Source organism: Peijinzhouia sedimentorum (assembly GCF_049340005.1).
GTDB lineage: Bacteria > Bacteroidota > Bacteroidia > Cytophagales > Cyclobacteriaceae > CAXBDP01.
This window is the reverse complement of the sequence record NZ_JBMPIY010000003.1, coordinates 49,235-67,113: the sequence shown is the minus strand read 5'-3', so window position 1 is coordinate 67,113 and position 17,879 is coordinate 49,235. Positions and strand designations below refer to the sequence as shown.

General features: G+C 38.0%; 13 protein-coding genes. 1 reads left to right on the top strand and 12 read right to left on the bottom strand.

What is annotated here, in order from left to right:
- Positions 1 to 139 precede the first annotated feature (139 nt).
- From ACOXY8_RS05905 to ACOXY8_RS05860, 10 genes are all read right to left on the bottom strand, one after another.
- Positions 140 to 967: a helix-turn-helix domain-containing protein gene (locus ACOXY8_RS05905; protein WP_458330634.1), complete on the bottom strand. Its 828-nt coding sequence runs from the start codon at positions 965 to 967 to the stop codon at positions 140 to 142.
- 29 nt (positions 968 to 996) lie between these two features.
- On the bottom strand, positions 997 to 1,992 hold the full coding sequence (locus ACOXY8_RS05900) for an SDR family NAD(P)-dependent oxidoreductase (RefSeq protein ID WP_458330633.1): 996 nt from the start codon (positions 1,990 to 1,992) through the stop codon (positions 997 to 999).
- 427 nt (positions 1,993 to 2,419) lie between these two features.
- Positions 2,420 to 2,899: a DUF4405 domain-containing protein gene (locus ACOXY8_RS05895; RefSeq protein WP_458330632.1), complete on the bottom strand. Its 480-nt coding sequence runs from the start codon at positions 2,897 to 2,899 to the stop codon at positions 2,420 to 2,422.
- Positions 2,900 to 2,976: 77 nt separating this feature from the next.
- A complete protein-coding gene (locus tag ACOXY8_RS05890; RefSeq protein ID WP_458330631.1) occupies positions 2,977 to 3,555 on the bottom strand; it encodes a Crp/Fnr family transcriptional regulator in 579 nt (192 codons plus the stop codon).
- A 607-nt stretch (positions 3,556 to 4,162) separates the two neighbouring features.
- The gene (rhuM, locus tag ACOXY8_RS05885; RefSeq protein WP_458330630.1) at positions 4,163 to 5,152 is read right to left on the bottom strand and encodes a RhuM family protein; all 990 of its coding nucleotides are present in this window, start codon (positions 5,150 to 5,152) and stop codon (positions 4,163 to 4,165) included.
- Positions 5,153 to 5,755: 603 nt separating this feature from the next.
- Complete coding sequence (locus ACOXY8_RS05880) at positions 5,756 to 6,808, bottom strand: DUF262 domain-containing protein (RefSeq protein ID WP_458330629.1); 1,053 nt, start codon at positions 6,806 to 6,808, stop codon at positions 5,756 to 5,758.
- Positions 6,809 to 6,810: 2 nt separating this feature from the next.
- On the bottom strand, positions 6,811 to 7,806 hold the full coding sequence (locus ACOXY8_RS05875) for a hypothetical protein (protein WP_458330628.1): 996 nt from the start codon (positions 7,804 to 7,806) through the stop codon (positions 6,811 to 6,813).
- Between the two features lie 162 nt (positions 7,807 to 7,968).
- Positions 7,969 to 8,655, bottom strand: coding sequence for a DUF4145 domain-containing protein (locus tag ACOXY8_RS05870; protein WP_458330627.1), 687 nt, complete (start codon positions 8,653 to 8,655; stop codon positions 7,969 to 7,971).
- 9 nt (positions 8,656 to 8,664) lie between these two features.
- Positions 8,665 to 9,111 (bottom strand): hypothetical protein, encoded by a 447-nt coding sequence (locus ACOXY8_RS05865; RefSeq protein WP_458330626.1) that lies wholly within the window; start codon positions 9,109 to 9,111, stop codon positions 8,665 to 8,667.
- Positions 9,112 to 9,514: 403 nt separating this feature from the next.
- Complete coding sequence (locus ACOXY8_RS05860) at positions 9,515 to 10,987, bottom strand: M20/M25/M40 family metallo-hydrolase (protein ID WP_458330625.1); 1,473 nt, start codon at positions 10,985 to 10,987, stop codon at positions 9,515 to 9,517.
- 266 nt (positions 10,988 to 11,253) lie between these two features.
- Here ACOXY8_RS05860 and ACOXY8_RS05855 point away from each other — a divergent pair, with 266 nt between their 5' ends.
- Positions 11,254 to 13,611, top strand: a complete 2,358-nt coding sequence (locus ACOXY8_RS05855) for a DPP IV N-terminal domain-containing protein (protein WP_458330624.1) — start codon at positions 11,254 to 11,256, stop codon at positions 13,609 to 13,611.
- Between the two features lie 87 nt (positions 13,612 to 13,698).
- On the opposite strand, the gene uvrC is transcribed toward ACOXY8_RS05855, so the two are convergent.
- Together uvrC and ACOXY8_RS05845 are read right to left on the bottom strand one after the other, a co-directional pair.
- Positions 13,699 to 15,507, bottom strand: a complete 1,809-nt coding sequence (gene uvrC / locus ACOXY8_RS05850; RefSeq protein ID WP_458330623.1) for an excinuclease ABC subunit UvrC — start codon at positions 15,505 to 15,507, stop codon at positions 13,699 to 13,701.
- Positions 15,508 to 15,553: 46 nt separating this feature from the next.
- The gene (locus ACOXY8_RS05845) at positions 15,554 to 17,878 is read right to left on the bottom strand and encodes a penicillin-binding protein 1A (RefSeq protein ID WP_458330622.1); all 2,325 of its coding nucleotides are present in this window, start codon (positions 17,876 to 17,878) and stop codon (positions 15,554 to 15,556) included.
- Position 17,879 lies beyond the last annotated feature (1 nt).

Genomic DNA, 17,879 nt, shown 5'->3' with positions numbered 1-17,879 from the left:
ACGTTTCAAATCAGCAGGAACGGTAGCGAGCCGTTTTTTATATTTGTTATTCTCTATTTATAGATATATTAGCTGCGAGCGAAATAGAAGTACTGACGTTTCAATTTAATACTTCACCTCGCATTACGAAGAGCTATTGTTAGCGGCTGGTATTTATTTTTTGGTCGGTAAGTTCTGTTGGTGCATAGCCAAATTGTTTTTTGAAAGCAAAAGAGAAATGCGATAAGTTTTCAAAACCTATTTCCAAATACACTTCAATTGGCTTTCTGTATTTTTGGGTAAGTTGATAATGTGCCAACTCTAATCGTTTTTTTGTCAGCCAACGTTGTGGTGTTTCATTGTACAGCTTTTGAAAATCACGTTTGAAAGTCGTTAAACTCCGACCTGTCAGATAACTAAACTTTTCCAAAGGCATATTGAACATAAAGTTTTTTTCCATAAAACTTGACAAGTCAATTTTATGTGGTTCTTCAAAGTTGGCTAACATGTTGTCAATGCCTTTGTCAATGGTTCTTAAAATTGTAAGTGCTTCCGTTATTTTTAGTGAAGCGATATTTTCGGGAAATTTTTCCTGTACCTCAAAATAGGGGATGAGTGAAGCAAGGCAACTTTCCAATAATGGGTTTTTGCTGAAACTTCGAATTTTTTGTGTTGCAGAAACTTTTGGCTTTACATTCAGGTTGGAATAAAATTTTCGTAATTGGTCAATAGACAAGTGCATGACAACTGACTTGTGCGGTTGTCCGTCTTTTGGATAATTGATGATTGTCGCTAACTGATTTCTTGGTATGAGAAAAATGTCGCCTGCTTTAAACAAATAGTCTCGGTCGGCTTGAATAATTTTTGTTTCGCCCGAAATAAACCACACAAGCATATGGTGGTCAAACACAACTTCTGTCTTAAACAACTTGTCTTCGTAGCAGGAAAGTTTAATGTCGTCTGTTATGTATTTTAGTTGAAAATCCATATTGTTGTGTGGTTGCAAATTTACAAATTTCAATTAGGTTGAAATGTTATACCTGTCATTTCTTCGCTTAATTTCCACAAACGCTTTGCATTAGTTTTGTCCAAAGAATAAGGTTTTACACCTGATGAAAATTCTTGTGCTAAATACAATTCGGCTATGTCGTTGTCTTCGCAATACACACCGCCAATGTTATTTAGTAACGGACTTGTAGCACACCAAATTGTTGTAGATGCACCTTGCGAAACGGTTTTGAGTGAAGCCGCTACTTCTGGTAACATATTTCCTTTTTCATCACAAAAGCCCATTTGTATAAACAATTCTAATGGAGCTTCTCTTGCTAATTCTGTCCCGCTAATAGAACCAGGATGCAATGAATAGGCTCTTACGCCAAATTCTTTGGCACGATTGTCCAATTCAAGTGAAAACAAATTGACTGCAGTTTTGGATTGTCCGTAACCTTGCAAAGTTTCATATTCCCGATGTTCAAAATTCGGGTCGTCAAAATTGAAAGGGGCAAATTGATGTCCTTGTGAAGAAACATTTATTACTCTTGCACCATCGGCTTTCTTTAATGCTTTCCATAATTTGGCTGTGAGTTGAAATTGTGCCAAATAATTTACGGCTAATTGTGATTCAATGCCACGATTGTCTCTGCGTAACGGGACCCACATAATTCCTGCGTTGTTGATAAGCAAGTTTAAAGGTCTGCCTGAAGCCAAGAACTTTTCAGCAAATGTGTTAATAGAATGATGATTTAATAAATCCATTTCTTCTATTTCTACGTTGTCAATTCCTTGCAAATTTTTCTTTGCTTTTTCAATGTCCCTTGCAGGAATGACAATTGTTGCACCTACATTAGCAAGCGTTTTTACAGTTTCCAATCCAATGCCTGTATTGCCACCTGTAACAATGGCGATTTTCCCTGTAAGATCAATGTTTTTGATTACTTCTGTTGAAGTTGATTTTCTGTGGAAGACTGAACCTATTGGGTTCTGTAAAGCTCCGTTGTAATTCGTTTGTCTCATTTTTAAATTATTTTATTGAGACAAATGTAGATGGTATTCTGCCGGACTGTTTTGTTCAAACGTCCAAAATCACTTTGTTTAAACGTCCTTTTTTCGAAGCTGCGGTCTTGTTTTATACTTCTAACTAACGTAAATAAAAAATCCTTAAATCTGGCTAATTTCGAGGGCTAAGTCTTCATTAGGGAGTCCGAATTTATCGGTGGAATTAGTCGTTGGTTTGTTTGTCCACAAATGGCTGTATCCGCTAGGCAACAAGGTCTTCTTTGATCATTACAGGATTAAAGTTCCAACCTCCCCGCCTTGGTTTTCAATAGTCTCCTTCACTTTTTTGTAAACAGCTGCAGAGAAAGAACGATTGTGCGGCTCGTTTTCCGATGCTTGTATTCCTAAGGGTGATCAAAAATAATTACAGCCTTAATATCTGTTGTTATTTGTAAATAAGTTCAATGACTTCCTCAGGCGATTTGTTGTTTGCGACACTTATTTCCTGAATGGATTGAAGAGAGTCTTTTATTGCAATATTGTGCTGGAGTAGCGTTTCTTTTGCTTGATTATATTCTACTCCCAGCGTTTTGAACGAATAACATACTGGTGCTTGTGTCACCCGTTCCAGCAGTTCTCTTTCAAGATTTCCTTTCACTTTTCCAATAACTACCAATGAAATGGAGATAAATAAAATAAGGATACTTGGAAAAAATAACTTTCTCTTTTTCCCGTAGTTCTCAAAGCTTTTCCAGTTCGTAATAATGTGCAGAATGGCGTAAAAAGCAAAAGTTAAGCCCAAAAACTCGTGGACTACATTCGTGTAGTCATCCAGTAAATGAAAAAACATGAGAATGCCAGATAAGGCAACTACTACGAAAACCATACCCAAATAAGGCGTCACTATATCACGATTGAACTTCATCTTTTGCAATGTTTAAATACAATGCAAAACTATTTGGTCGCTATTCAGTCTGCGATAACATTTGTTATTAAATATAGCTAGCTTTTCCCTTTAGTTAACTGGCTTTTTATCCGACTTAGGTGAACGGTGCTAATTCCAAGATAAGAAGCAATGTAGTGTTGCGCAACACGTTTAATTATTTGAGGTTTTTCTTTTAATAAATTAAGATAGCGCTGCTGTGGTGTGTCTTTGATAAATGAAAGACAATGTTTCATGTAATGAATATTTCGGTCAAATAAAACGTCTATAAGTTTTCGTCTGATTCCCGGAACTTCAAAACAATCATTCATTATTTTATCCATATCTTTTTTGTTGATTGTCCAAAGAGCGCAGGGTTCAATTGTTTCTATTGATACAATGCTGGGTATATTTTTCTTAAAACTTTCTGTCGAAGAAACTCTGTCGCCCTCAAAAAAGAATTGGAAGGTTATGTCTTTTCCGTTGTTGTTGAACCAAACACGAATACAGCCTTTTTCTATAAAGAATACCTTTTTTGCTGTGTCTCCTTCTTGTAAAAGTATTGTCTTGGCAGGAACTACAATTTGCTTAAAATAACTTTCATACTCAAGCCATTTGTTGTTGTCAAGTGGAAACCTTTTTTTTAGTTGGTCTAACATTTACTTTTGTTGTTGCACTGTCGGGTCTGTAAAATTCTGACTAACATAAATAGAAAGCCCTTAAATCTGGCTAATTTCGAGGGCTAAGTCTTCATTAGTGAGACCGAATTTATCGATTTGCTTTTTAATTCGCTTGACCAATCCGATTTTTACTCATTAATTTATTTTCAATGGTATTCGGGATATCGCTTCGCTAAGTTCTTTTCAGATCCAGGAGGAGAGGGACTTCAAGTTCGGGGCAGATGTAAGGAATATTTCCATTTAAGCATTTCCAAACTTTCAGTGCAATTATCTGAACCACTGATTAAGCACCTGCCTGCAGCAGGCAGGGATTAAATGATTTCACAGATTTTTTTATCCAACTCAATAAAAGATACCTTCTTCCAAATGGAGGTTCTCAAATTGTATATAACGATTTGGCACATGGCGAAGAAGCGAGTTATATCCGCTAAAACTAGCTATCGAAAAAAAACCATGTTTGGCTGATTTCTAATCTAGTTCAGAAGTCTATTGAGCCAAGAGCCGTATGAATTGAGAGGTTCACGTAGGGTTCTGTGAGAGGTTTAGGGGTGGGATTCCCCTTTAGCTACTCGACTGTAGCATCGTATTATTTCTTATTTCTATTCAATATACTGATTACCAAATTCTTTACAACCTCCATTTCATCCGCCTTACTTGCTGCCACAAACAACGTTAAACTTGCTAATGCTTCATTGCTGATGATTGTTGTCCCATCACTATTAGTCAGCATTTTGTTCTCTTTTAAAAACAACAAAAAACATGCTGCTGCAATTCTTTTGTTTCCATCAGTGAATGCATGGTTTTTAATTATCAGATATAAAAGTGTTGCAGCTTTTTCTTCAATGCTTGGATAAAAATCATTATCTCCGAATCCTTTTGTTATTTGGGAAATAGCACTTTCAAATCCTTTATCCTTCTCAAAGCCAAAGATATCTGACCGAAATTCTGATTTCATTTGATTTATTAGCTGTTGATAGTTTTCTTTCTCCGGAAATTTCACCTTTCCTCTGGATAATCCTTTTGAGTCTAATCTCTCATGGTCATAATCGTCTAATAGCGTTAAACCCATAGCAAATTGAGTTAACCATTCCGCCCCCTTCTCATGAGCCTTATCTTCTATTGCCCTGCCTAAAATTTGGATTCCAGATCTTAAAATCTGAATTTCTTGATTCGTTTGTTCAAGACGTTGCTGATTAACGCTATATCCTTTTATCAAATAATCTTTCAGACGTTGGCTCGCCCATTGTCTAAACTGAGTTCCGCGAAGGGATTTAACACGATAACCAACCGATATAATTACATCTAAATTATAAAATTTTGCTGTTTTTGTCTGAGTTTTACCTTTAATGGCACCATGTTTAGTGGTATGTGCAAAATCTGCACATACCAAACCTTCCTTTAATTCACCTTCCGTAAATATGTTTCGTATGTGTCTACCGATAACGGTTCTATCCCGGTCAAACAAATCACTTAGTTGCTCTTGATTTAACCAAACAGTATCTTGATCGAATGTAACTTCTACCTGAGTTTGTCCATCTGGGCTTTGATATATTTCTATGTCGCTATTTTGGTACATTCTGATTTACGTGCTACAACGTGTTGCGTGTATGCCCAGCATGGACATCTGGTATCGAAGATATTAAATTATTCCAGAGGGTGAAATGCGAAGCATTCATGAATTCCTTTTAATACTAACACAACATGAATGAAGTCTCTTGTGTGCGGGGGTAATGCCTCGAAGCAAAGCATTCGCAAGCTGGTTTGCTGCGAGGCATGCAGGGATGCCTGGCTCTTCTTCAGGGCTGACATAAGGAATATTTCTATTTAATCATTCTCAAACTTTCAGTGCAATTGTCTGAACCACTGATTAAGCACCTGCCCGCAGCAGGCTGGGATTAAATGATTTCACAGATTTTTTTATCCAACTCAATAAAAGATACCTTCTTCCAGATGGAGGTTCTCAAATTGTATATAACGGTTTGGCACATGGCGAAGAAGCGAGTTCTATCCGCTAAAACTAGCTATCGAAAAAAAACCATGTTTGGCTAATTTCTAATCTAATTCAGAAGACTATTGATCTGACTGCATAATAAAGCAGTATAAATCGCGAGCTTCACGTATGGTTCTGTGAGAGGTTTAGGGGTGAGATTCCCCTTTACCTACTCGACTGGTACTTTATTTATTCAATTCTATCTTGTCCTAAATATTCCAATAAAGAATTAATTCTTCTAATTCTTCGAGCACGACTCTTTGTTCCTGCATTCATTGATATTTGATAATCAGTGGCGAAAGGATTTACATTTTTTTCTCTAAGGTCAGTATAGAACCTGTCTAGTTGTGTGTCTATATCAGGAATTTCTATTCCATTTTCATACATATGCCAAGCGAGACCAAATAGTCCATACATATGACTAACTCCGAAGATTCTATATTTCTCAAGATCAAGGTTAAAGTTTTGCATAATTTTTGTCACTTCTTCAAACTCATTAAATATCTCTTCGGTGTTTTCAAAATCTGATGTTGCATATTTTGAGAATAAATCGTCAATAATCTCAGTCCTATCGCTTGCAAATAAATGATTTTCTAAAATTACAAATAAAAGCTCTGAGATGAATTCGTGGTGTTCTAGCCTATTTCTCTCTAATTTAGAAAGTGGGTATTGCCAAAAATCAATTTTTGAGCACCTATCTATCAGTTGATAAAAGTTAGAATTGTGATATTTTGCATTCCTTAATTCTTGATTAGTTAATGGTTCTCCATTGCGATTTAATCTATCAAATATATTATTGACTATATCAATTTGGTCTGTATCAACATATTCAATTGTTAATTCGTATTTCCAAAAAACTTTTTTCCATTCCGAGAGGCCTTTTTCATCGAAGTCTTTAAATAACAAACCATTTAAAACTTCATCTCCATAGGTGTCATTACTGAAGTCATCTGGTATACTTACTTCATTTTTTATAAATGATATGATTGTTGTAAGCCTCTGCTTTCCATCGATTACGTCATAAATAGTTTTTCCGGTTTCAGTATCAATATGCTGATGTAGAAAAATGGGAGGCATTGGAAAATTCTTTAAAATGGTATCGATTAAAAAAGACTTCTTAGAGTATGACCAAACATCTGATGGTCTTTGATAATCAGGGTCAAAATTGTATTTCCCTAATTGATAATTTTCCCAAAAGGTCGCAATATTAATATTATTGCTATTTCTTTCTAATATTTTCATATTTATTCACTTAAAGATTTAGAGTCATTATAAAAAATAACATTTTTAAATAGAGTTGTCATAACAGCATTTAAGATCCTTGGTGGATTGGGATTTATAACTCGTACATTACTAATTTCTGGGGAAATATTGGTTAATATCGAATCTATTTCAAGTCTGTCTACATGCCAGTATGACATCCCACAAAATACGACTTCGTCTGATTCTGTTAACGATTTGGCTTGTTCAATAGCGCTTTCTCTTACCACACTTGCCCATTTAAAATCCAATCTGCTTGAATCACCAGCGGGAGGTATTATTGCATTTATTTTATTTAAAGCATCTAAGCCGGTATATTTAATATCAAATTCTGAAATATTACCATCATTTGTATCTGTGTCATAATCAATTTTAAAATCTTCTACAACCTTTTTTACTTTATGGACAAAACTAATTGATCCGTGTGGTTTATAGATTTTAAATTTTGAATCGGTATTATTAAAGCAAGCTATATCAAAATCAATATTAAGTTTTTGAAGAACTTTCTCAAGCCAAATATCATAGTTAAAAGTAACAATATGGACTTTTCCAATATCAGATGAATCATTGAGCTTCTTTAGATAGGATGTCCAACCCCAGTTTTCAAGATTTATATTAGGTACATCAATCTGACTATCATAATGAACAAAAAGAGCATATAAATATGTCGAAAGCTCGCGGTAGGCTCTTATGTATATATTTGATTCGTCACGATTATTTTTCTGTAAAATGTTAGCGCAGGTAATTATGTCTTCAATCAATTCAATTGTTTGGTTAGAATCTGAATTAGGTCTTGCTCCCAAATTCCAGAGATTCGGACAATACTTGTATGATAAGAATCCTGATTGGTTATTGCCTGGCCAAGGAACTTTCTCCCCATTTTTAAACAGATTCCTTGCATTTATTTCATCAAGTTTTTTAATGCTATTGAGAAAATCCAATGTGAACCCATTTCCTAAGATTATGTAGATATTCTTCATTTGGCTGTATTCATTCGTAATATCACTACCAACGGTTTGACGCTTGGCCCAGTGGCGGATTTCGGAGCACTAAACTATTAATACACCACCAAAGTTGATGCGAGTCAGAATGTTCAATTAATCACTGAACCCGCCACTGAACCAAACGCCTGATAGGAACAGTTATTTTGTTTTCTTTAATTCTTCCTTGTCTTTAGCAATGTCAACAATTGCATTAAGCTTCTTTTCTCTTTCGTGTCTGTGAATATACCATTCTTCAAATAACATCTCTATTAGTTGTACCAAAAGGATTGCTTCTTTCGCATCAACATCAATCATTAAATTAATGTCTTTCTCCATGTGTGCACCAATGTTACCAACCTTTCTAATGGCATCAATTGATTTCCATGTTAATGGGTCTACTTTGTCTTCAATAGCGTTGATTTCATCTATAAGCCTACCTTTTTTGACTCTCCAAAAGTCTCTGATCATACCTTGTAAACACCTTCTCGAAAGTGTTGCAGAGGCCTTGGGACTTAATTCAAGAGTTGAATATGCTTCTTCATAATCCTGTCTAAGTGCCGATGGAATATAATCAGGGTAAATGATTGCTATAGAATCCGGCAAGAGTGTCCATTGTCTTATAAACTCTCCTCTTTCCCAAATTTGTGGTCTAAAAGTAAACTCATATAATGAGACGTATAATGATAGTTTTTTGCATTCGGTATTTGGACACACAATCCAAGTAATATCTGCACTTTTTGTACCATCGATATTTTTTAAGTGCAAATTTGATTCATCCTTCGAAAAATCATCTTTGTTTATTGTCGTTTTCGTCTTGCAATGTGGACAAGTCCAGTTGAATGCCATATTCTTGGATTATTTAATTCTTTTTACTTTGATACTTTTGCCTTTGACGGTCATTACATGGTGACTTCCAACCTTAACAATCAATGCTGTCGGTCGATACGCATAAAAATATTTGTATTTATACTTATCTTGTTTCCAAATCTGCCCATTTTGGAGTTCAAAAATGGTATCGCCTGACCAACCATTGAATTCATTAACTATTTTGTCCTTAATTGCAGATGTTTCAGTGATTTCAGCATAATCATCTAATCCATCGACTACAATAATTTTTGTATACCCACTTGAAAATATTTTGACATTAGGTCGATAGGAATAAGTGTAATTATATTTATAACTTGATTGATAGTAAACAGAACCATCTGTTAACTCAAATATCATTTCATCATCGAAACCCTCAAAATCACCTTCAAGTTGCCCGCTTTTTATAAGGTTCCAATTTGATAAGTCAATATTCATTTTCGTAGTTTTTTAATTTTGTACAACATGTTTATTCACGAAACCAACTTGCGCATACCACTCCAATTTGGAGGTAAATACGATACAATTTCGTGTATTTCCCTTTTGTTGAATAAGGTATGATTAGTTTTTCCATCCTTTACTTATAAAAATATGCTTTTCAAACTATAAATCCAATTTGTTTATAATTTAATACTAGACTAGGGAAAAATGGATGCCTTGTCAATAGCCAGGAAGCTGGCTCCGCAGATTAGGAGTGCATTCTAATAATTCTATTTTGCTATTGCCTCCAATTATCAAGAGATATGCGAATGTTCATAGGGATATTAAATCGGCACGGGATAAAACAAAAAAAAAGGAGCCTATCAAGCTCCTTTTCTGTTAAATTCTATTTTGGTTTAAATCAATTCTCCCATCTCCAATCGCCGCCGATGGTTAGTTTCAAGCGAAGTCCTGAGCGGATCAAGAATTCTTTGGTTTCTTCATCGCTCATTCTTGGAGTTGGTATGGTTTCTCTGTCGGCCATACTGTAGAGTAGCATACTGCTAAAGCGTACATTATCTCTTATATGCGCTTCGTTTACTAGATTGAAATCATCGCAATCGGCATGGTAGCAACCAAAAATGCTTGGGTCTAGCTGGCCTACTGGCGAGATAGTAGGAATCCCTTGCAGCATAAATGGCTGATGATCGCTATGCAATCCTGCGCCGTTGCGGTTGTTGTTTTTGAAAGTGCTGCTGTCCACAGCCATTATTTGTTCACCTATTTCGTTGAGCATTTCGGCAGTCTCTGGTCTACCTCCCGCATTGTAGCCAACCGGGTTGCCCGTCATGTCGTGGTTGAACATATACTTGATATTATCTATAGAGCCATCAGCAACAGCCTGATCTACATAATGTCTAGAACCCAAAAGTCCTTGCTCTTCGCCCATAAACATCACAAATTCAATTGTTCTTTTAGGCTTCAAATCCAATGCTTTGAAAGTACGCGCCATATCCAATACAGCGAATGAACCAATGCCATTATCTATCGCACCTGTTGCCAAATCCCAGCTATCTAGGTGGCCACCGATAAGGATTTTTTCTTCAGGCAATTCACTGCCTTTCAGTGTAGCAATCACATTTCTAGCCTTTATGTAATCAGCAGTATTGGTCATATTAATGCTCGCATGGATGGTCTCCGTTTGCAGTCTTTCTCTCAAAGCTGCGCCATCTTCCTTGCTTATACACACGGCCGGAATATCGATAAGACTACCTGTAACAGAAGCCGTTCCCGTAAGCAGCACTCCACCATCTACCTGATTGTGAATGATAATTCCAATGGCGCCATTTTCAGTTGCCAAAGCCGTTTTTTCAGATCTGTGTAGATTCGATGCGCCTTCTTCCGAATCAGGCAAAATGCCAATATACACCAAAGCGATTTTGCCTTGTACTGCATCGCCTACTCTTTCGTAGTCGGCTTCCAAGCCATTGCCAAGGTCTATTATTTCAGCTTCAACATCTACTTCCACGGGCGAATGAGCTAAACTCACCGCAGAGAAAGCTTCCAATGCACCGGGATTTCCTATTTGCACATCTATAGTTCCTCTAGTCCAAGTTTGCACTTCGAAAGGCATATATTGTACATCCTCGAAGCCATAGCTTTTCAGCAAATTGTATGTGTATTCCTCTGCTTGTGCGCCATTGGGCGAGCCGGTAAGTCGGTGGCCAATAGTGGATGTCGCTTCTTGTAATGTAGCGTAGGCTTTAGAATTGGCGAGTACTTCCGTATTAATTTTTTGTAGAACATCTGCCGTTTCCTCTTTTGGGGCTTCGCAGGCAGTAAAGATCAGTGCAGAAAGGGCTAATGCACCAATGCTTCGTTGTAAGTTTTTCATTTTGTAGTGGTTTTTTGGTTTATCAAAAATAATCAGAGAAATGACTAAAGCGAAAACAATTACACGAACGAACAATATTGATTATCAATAATATTGGATTGGGATATGAAAACGCGGGAGGATGGGTCCTAAAGCATTAGTAGATTTCAAAATCGCCAAACCAAATGTGGATAATCATGACCGCTTGACACATTCAATTTCATTACTATTTGGTAGGACTTTAATTTAGTAGTTAAACTGGAACAAACCCAACAAAAATTAACAATATGAAATCATCTTGGAAAAGCAATTTAGGGATTTCCCTAGCCTTGCTATTTTGCTTCACTTTGACGGATGTGTTTGCTCAAGACAAAGCCAACTTCAAAGCAGCTGAGAAATTCAAGCCTGAAAATCTCAGAAAAATGTCTGGCAGTTTGAGCGTATCTCCAAACTGGATCAAGGATAAGGAAGAGTTTTGGTATAGCTACCAAAATACCGAAGGCCGCAATTGGTACATGGTAAATGCTGCTAATCGCACTAAGAATTTGCTATTCGACCAAGACTATATGGCTGGCAAATTGAGTGAGTCGATGAATCGCGCGTTCAATGCTAAAGATCTTGATCTAAAGGAATTTAAGTATGATGTAGATCGTGGTTTGTTCACTTTCCATGTGGATTCTATCGGTTTCACATACAATATTTCGAATCGTACGCTAGTAAAGGAAGATTCCATCAAAAAGAGGGAGGAAAGAATTACTTGGGCCAACTACTCACCAGATAGTACGTGGATTGCTTTTGCGAAAAACCATAATCTATACTTGATGAAAGCGGGTGATGCCGACAGTGTGGAATATCAATTGACTACTGATGGTGAAAAATGGTATAGCTACAATGCAAACGATGGGGATACTACTACGACCAAGCGTTTAAGGCCAGGCGTTTCTTGGTTTAAGGATTCCAAAAAATTATACTCGAAGCGTCAGGACAGAAGAAAAGTAGATGACCTATGGGTAATCAACTCAACCTCCCGCGGTCGTCCAGAATTGGAGACATACAAATATCCAATGCCGGGCGATAAAAATGTGCCTCAAGATGAATTACATATTTTTGATGTAGAGAGCAAAAAGCAAATCCCAGTAAAAGCCGAAAGATGGAAAGATCAATCGATTGGTGGAGCTTATTTTGGAGCGGGCGGAGGTATATTCACCTCACTGAAAGAATCTAAATATTTATGGTTTATCCGTCGTGATCGTACGTGGAGCAAAATCGATTTGTGTAGAGTAGATACCGAAACGGGGGATGTTAAGATTTTGATCGAAGAAGTAAGTAAGCCTTATTTCAACACGCGATATGCAAACGTAGGTTTGATCAACGAAGGACAGGAAATCATCTGGTTTAGCGAGCGTGATGGTTGGGGACAACTATACCTTTATGATGGCGAAGGAAATATGAAAAACAAAATCACCAATGGCTATTTCGTAGCGGGTGATATCCAAAAAGTGGATACTGTTGCTCGTACAATTTACTTCGAAGGCTACGGCTTAGAGCCGGGTGTAGATCCATACTATAACATGTACTACAAAGTGAAATTTGATGGCAGTGGTCAAAAGTTATTGACATCAGAAAATGCTACGCATAGTTTCAATATGTCTGATAAGAACAACTACTTTGTAGATACTTATAGCACGGTAAATCAAGTGCCAAAATCTGTGTTGAGAGATAAAGAAGGTCGTGTAGTTCTTGATCTTGAGGAATCAGACATCAGCAAATTAGTGGAAGCAGGCTTTAAAATGCCAGAGCCTTTCACTGTAAAAGCTGCTGATAATGTAACCGATTTGTACGGCGTGATGTGGAAGCCTTATGATTTTGATTCTACCAAGACGTATCCGATTGTAACCTACGTTTATCCTGGTCCGCAAACTGAGCCAGTGCCGAAGAACTTTAGTTTAGGCAGAAATGAAGCATTAGCGCAATTAGGTTTTGTAGTAGTAGCCGTAGGTCAGCGTGGTGGTAGCCCGCAGCGTTCTCGTTATTATCATACATTCGGTTATGACAATATGCGCGATTATCCTTTGGCAGATAACAAGTATGCTTTGGAGCAATTATCTAACAGACATAAGTTTATCAATATAAGCAAAGTAGGTATTTTCGGTCACTCCGGTGGTGGATTTATGTCTACCGCAGCGCTACTTACGTATCCTGATTTCTACACTGCGGCAGTATCATCAGCAGGTAATCACGATAACAATATGTATAACATCTGGTGGGGTGAAGTACACCACGGTGTAAAAGAAGAGGTGAAAAAAGTGAAGAAGAAAAATGATGAAGGTGAAGAAGAAACTGTTGAAGAGATTTCTTTTAAATCAGAAATTAAGACAAATGCAGAATTAGCTAAAAATCTAAAAGGTCATTTATTGCTTGTACATGGCGATATGGACAACAATGTGCACCCTGGAAATTCCATAAGAGTAGCAGATGCATTGATCAAAGCTGGTAAGCGTTTTGACTTTATGGTGATGCCGGGCCGTCGTCATGGCTTCGGTGCATACCAAGAGTATTTCGACAAAATGATGTGGTATTATTTCGCTGAACATTTAATTGGCGATTACCGAACCGGCGTCGATTTAGATTTGTTCGAAGAATAGTGATGGTGATGTGATTAAGGTTAACCGGTGGCAGCTGGTTAAGGTTGAAAGAGGGCACTCAATTCCAATTGGGTGCCTTTTTTCCCCTTATTTTTGGCTTATCCACGCCCATACCTTCTCAGCTCTCGATTTGCCTACAATTTCGGCTAATCGACTTTCTCCAGCTTCCTTCATTTTCGATATGGTTTTAAACTCTTTCAGCAAAGCTTGAAGGCTTTTGTCGCCAATACCCGGTATTTCTACCAAAGCACTATTGATGCTTTTTTTGCTGCGTAAATTACGGTGATGAGTAATTGCAAATCTATGCGCTTCATCTCTCAATCTTTGCAGGAGCATTAGCGAAGGAGATTTCTTATCGATATGCAATGGATATTGGTCGCCCGGAAAGTAAATTTCTTCTAGCCTTTTGGCAATGCCGATTACAGGAATTTCGCCATAAATCCCCAGTTGGTTTAGGGCTTCGACAGCCGAGCTCAACTGCCCTTTGCCTCCATCAATTACGATAAGCTTAGGGAGTGGCATATTTTCCTCCCGCAACCTTTTATATCTGCGATAGACCACCTCTTGCATGGAAGCAAAATCATCCGGACCTTCTACTGTTTTAATTAAGAAATGTCTATAATCTTTTTTGCTGGGTTTGGCATTTTTGAAACAGACCATCGCCGCCACCGGATTGGTCCCTTGAATATTCGAATTATCGAAGCATTCTATATGATCTGGAATTTCTTTTAGCTGCAAATCAGCTTGCAATATTTTGAGCACTTTTAGCTCCTTAGGTTCTTTTGAGCCAATCAGCGCAATTTTCTCCTTCTTATAGTACAGCGCATTTTTCAGTGCAATTTCTACCAGTTTTCGTTTGTCACCGATTTTAGGCACAGTCCATTTGAGTTCTGTCCCTTCCAAATCCACTTCTATATTGCTCAGAATTTCTTTTGCTGTACTTTGGTAGGTATTTCGTAACTCCACCACAATCAATGGAAATATTTCTTCGTCCTTTTCCTCTAGCTTCTTCTTAACTTCCAAGCTTTTGGTAAGCACCATCATTCCGTTTTTGATACGGATATAATTGACAAATGCTGTTTTTTCGTCACTCACGAGGCCTACTACATCCACATCTTCAATGGCTGGAGTTACAACCAGCGACTTGGCTTGGAACAAATCTAGCAGATCATATTTTTCTTTAAATTCCTGCGCTTCTTCAAATCGCAATGCGGTTGCTGCCTCTTGCATTTTATCTTTGAAATAATGTCGAACGGAGGCTAAATTTCCTTTGAGAATATACGTAGCCAGTTCAATATCAGCGAGGTAAGATTCTTCTTTTTGTAATCCTTCACATGGCCCTAGGCAGTTGCCAATATGGTATTCTAAGCAAACTTTAAATTTGCCGGCTTGTACATTTTGTTCTGAAAGATGAAGCTTACAAGTGCGTATTTTATAAAGCTTACGAATTAGATCAAGGATATTATGCATGGCCTTGACGCTCGCGTATGGGCCAAAATAGGTTCCGCTATTAGGGAATACCCTTCGCGTAGGAAAAATACGAGGAAAAGGCTCTTTAGTAATGACGATATATGGATAAGACTTATCGTCGCGCATCAGAATGTTGTAACGCGGGTGGTTGGCTTTGATAAGGCTATTTTCCAGCAATAGCGCATCAAACTCTGTATTCACCATCGAAAACTCGATACGCTGTATTTCAGAAATCATTTTCCGCGTTTTGCGATCGAGTCCTTGCTGCTTGTTGAAATAGCTACTTACTCTCTTTTTGAGGTTTTTGGCTTTGCCTACATATATCAATTCATCGGCAGCATTATAATACCTGTAAACTCCCGGTTGGTCGGGCAGGCGATTTACTTCCGATGGTTTAATGGAAGAGATTTCATAGCTATCCTCCATAGTTACTTTGAAATTTTGGGTGCTAGGTTAGCGTGTTGATGACGGATTAATTGTCATCCTCACCACCACCATACTGATTGAAGTTCAAATACTCCGTTTGCCTCCCGCGGCTTTTGTATTGATTACAATCGATTTCCACAGAAAGTTGTTTTACGGGCGCTTGGAATGGCCCTTTTTCAACGCCCAATAGTGGATTGCTATACACTTCAGTAAAGAAATTGACCCAAATTGGTCTAGCCGTTCTTGCACCTTGACCCATCAGCCAGTTTCTAAATCGGATCACCGATTCATCTCCACCTACCCATGCACCAGCAACAAGATCTTTTGTGACGCCCATAAACCAGCCATCGGAGCCATTATTGGTAGTACCTGTTTTGGCACCAATTTCATTGTCTATTTTAAGCTCTCTAGGAATTCCGGCACCAGTACCACCATCTTCGTCTACCGCACCTTTGAGCATGTGGAGCATTAGGTAGGCAGTTTCTTCGCTCATTGCTTCTCTTGTACGAGGGACAAACTCTTGGATCAGGTTGCCATTTTTATCTTCGATGCGCGTAATGAAAATCGGCTCAGTCCATATACCGCCATTTGCAAAAGTGGAGTAGGCACCGACCAATTCAAAAAGAGAAACATCATTTACGCCAAGTGCTAGCGATGGTACGGCTTCCAATTCGCTTTCTATACCTAACCTTTTAGCCAGCGCCACTACGTTTTCTGGACCTACTTGCTTCATCATATAGGCCGTAATGGAGTTGATTGATCGAGCCATAGCTTGGCGGATTGTCATTACTTGTCCAGAGAATACCCCATCTGAATTTGGCGGCGTCCATGATGGAGGATTTTGTCCAGGGAGATCAAAGGTTACAGGTGCATCTACTACTTCGAAGCATGGGCTATAGCCATTTTCAATTGCGGTAGCATATACGAATGGCTTGAACGTAGAACCGGGCTGTCTTTTGCCTTGCTTTACATGATCATATTTGAAGTATTTGTGATTGATGCCACCAACCCAAGCTTTGATATGTCCATTTTGTGGTTTCATTGCCATAAACCCACCTTGCAAAAAGCGCTTGAAATGATGAACAGAATCAATCGGACTTAATAATGTATCAATTTCGCCTTGCCAAGTGAATATCTTCATTCGCACAGGCGTGTTCATCACGATATCAATAGAATCGTGTCCTGCACCATATTTTCTTACTAAACCTCTGTAACGATCCGTACGGCGGGCGGCTGATTCGATAAAACCTTCTATTTCTCGTCCATCTGTATCTATCCAAGGATTTCTGCCTTTCCAATGTTCATCGAAGGTTTTTTGCAGCTCGCTCATATGAGTAGTCATGGCTTTCTCAGCGGCAATTTGCATTCGACTGTCCACAGTAGTGTATATTTTCAATCCATCAGCCCATACATCATAGCCATTTTCTTTACCCCAAACGGTCAATATATCCGACATTATTTTTCTGAAATATGGAGCAAGGCCGGTGTTTTGGTTTTCTACTTCATAGCTTAACTCTATGGGCGATGCTTTTAAGGAGTCAACGACTACTTCATCAAGAAAATCATACTTAGCTAACTGGTTGAGCACCACATTTCTACGGCGCAAACTATTTTCAGGATTATAGAAGGGATTATAATAGGTAACTGCCTTTTGTAGTCCAACAAGTACAGCCGCTTCTTGGTGATTGAGCTCATAAGGAGTCTTCCCAAAAAAGGTAGATGAAGCGGCCTTGATACCATAAGCATTACTACCAAAATCGACTGTATTCAAGTACATCGCTAGAATTTCCTGTTTGGTGTAATTGCTTTCGAGCTCTACAGCCACCAACCATTCCTTCACTTTTATAATGACCATACTGAGATATTTGACATCACTCAGTAAACCTTTGGTTTGCTCACTTCTGGTTTTAAAAAGGTTTTTGGCCAGCTGCTGAGTAATAGTACTACCACCGCCATCTAAACTTGCATTGCCAAAAGTTAAAGTATATTTCAGTACACCAAAACCTGCTCTGGCAATAGCAATTGCATCAATTCCGGAGTGATCCCAATAGCGGATATCTTCCGTAGCTACCAATGTATTGATTAATGCCGGTGAAAGAGAATCGTAAGGAACAGGCGATCTATTGAAACGGAAGTACCTACCTAATACTACTCCATCTGCTGATATCAATTCAGAGGAGAGATCTGTTTCTGGATTTTCTAGCGACCGATAACTTGGAAGGCCGCCATACAAATTGAATAAATTAATACTTATTGAAAACACAAATATTGGCAGCATTATCATACCTGCGATAAATGCAATCCAGATCCCTCTTACTATTTTCGAAGTAAGGCTTTTTTCACCCTCTTTTTTACTGCTTTTCTTTTCCATT

Excerpts from the sequence above, each read along its gene's own strand:
- ACOXY8_RS05865 (WP_458330626.1), bottom strand. The coding sequence starts at position 9,111 with ATGAATATTGACTTATCAAATTGGAACCTTATAAAAAGCGGGCAACTT.
- ACOXY8_RS05845 (WP_458330622.1), bottom strand. The coding sequence starts at position 17,878 with ATGGAAAAGAAAAGCAGTAAAAAAGAGGGTGAAAAAAGCCTTACTTCG.
- ACOXY8_RS05860 (WP_458330625.1), bottom strand. The coding sequence starts at position 10,987 with ATGAAAAACTTACAACGAAGCATTGGTGCATTAGCCCTTTCTGCACTG.
- ACOXY8_RS05890 (WP_458330631.1), bottom strand. The coding sequence starts at position 3,555 with ATGTTAGACCAACTAAAAAAAAGGTTTCCACTTGACAACAACAAATGG.
- ACOXY8_RS05875 (WP_458330628.1), bottom strand. The coding sequence starts at position 7,806 with ATGAAGAATATCTACATAATCTTAGGAAATGGGTTCACATTGGATTTT.
- ACOXY8_RS05870 (WP_458330627.1), bottom strand. The coding sequence starts at position 8,655 with ATGGCATTCAACTGGACTTGTCCACATTGCAAGACGAAAACGACAATA.
- ACOXY8_RS05855 (WP_458330624.1), top strand. The coding sequence starts at position 11,254 with ATGAAATCATCTTGGAAAAGCAATTTAGGGATTTCCCTAGCCTTGCTA.
- ACOXY8_RS05895 (WP_458330632.1), bottom strand. The coding sequence starts at position 2,899 with ATGAAGTTCAATCGTGATATAGTGACGCCTTATTTGGGTATGGTTTTC.
- ACOXY8_RS05905 (WP_458330634.1), bottom strand. The coding sequence starts at position 967 with ATGGATTTTCAACTAAAATACATAACAGACGACATTAAACTTTCCTGC.
- ACOXY8_RS05900 (WP_458330633.1), bottom strand. The coding sequence starts at position 1,992 with ATGAGACAAACGAATTACAACGGAGCTTTACAGAACCCAATAGGTTCA.
- ACOXY8_RS05880 (WP_458330629.1), bottom strand. The coding sequence starts at position 6,808 with ATGAAAATATTAGAAAGAAATAGCAATAATATTAATATTGCGACCTTT.
- uvrC (WP_458330623.1), bottom strand. The coding sequence starts at position 15,507 with ATGGAGGATAGCTATGAAATCTCTTCCATTAAACCATCGGAAGTAAAT.
- rhuM (WP_458330630.1), bottom strand. The coding sequence starts at position 5,152 with ATGTACCAAAATAGCGACATAGAAATATATCAAAGCCCAGATGGACAA.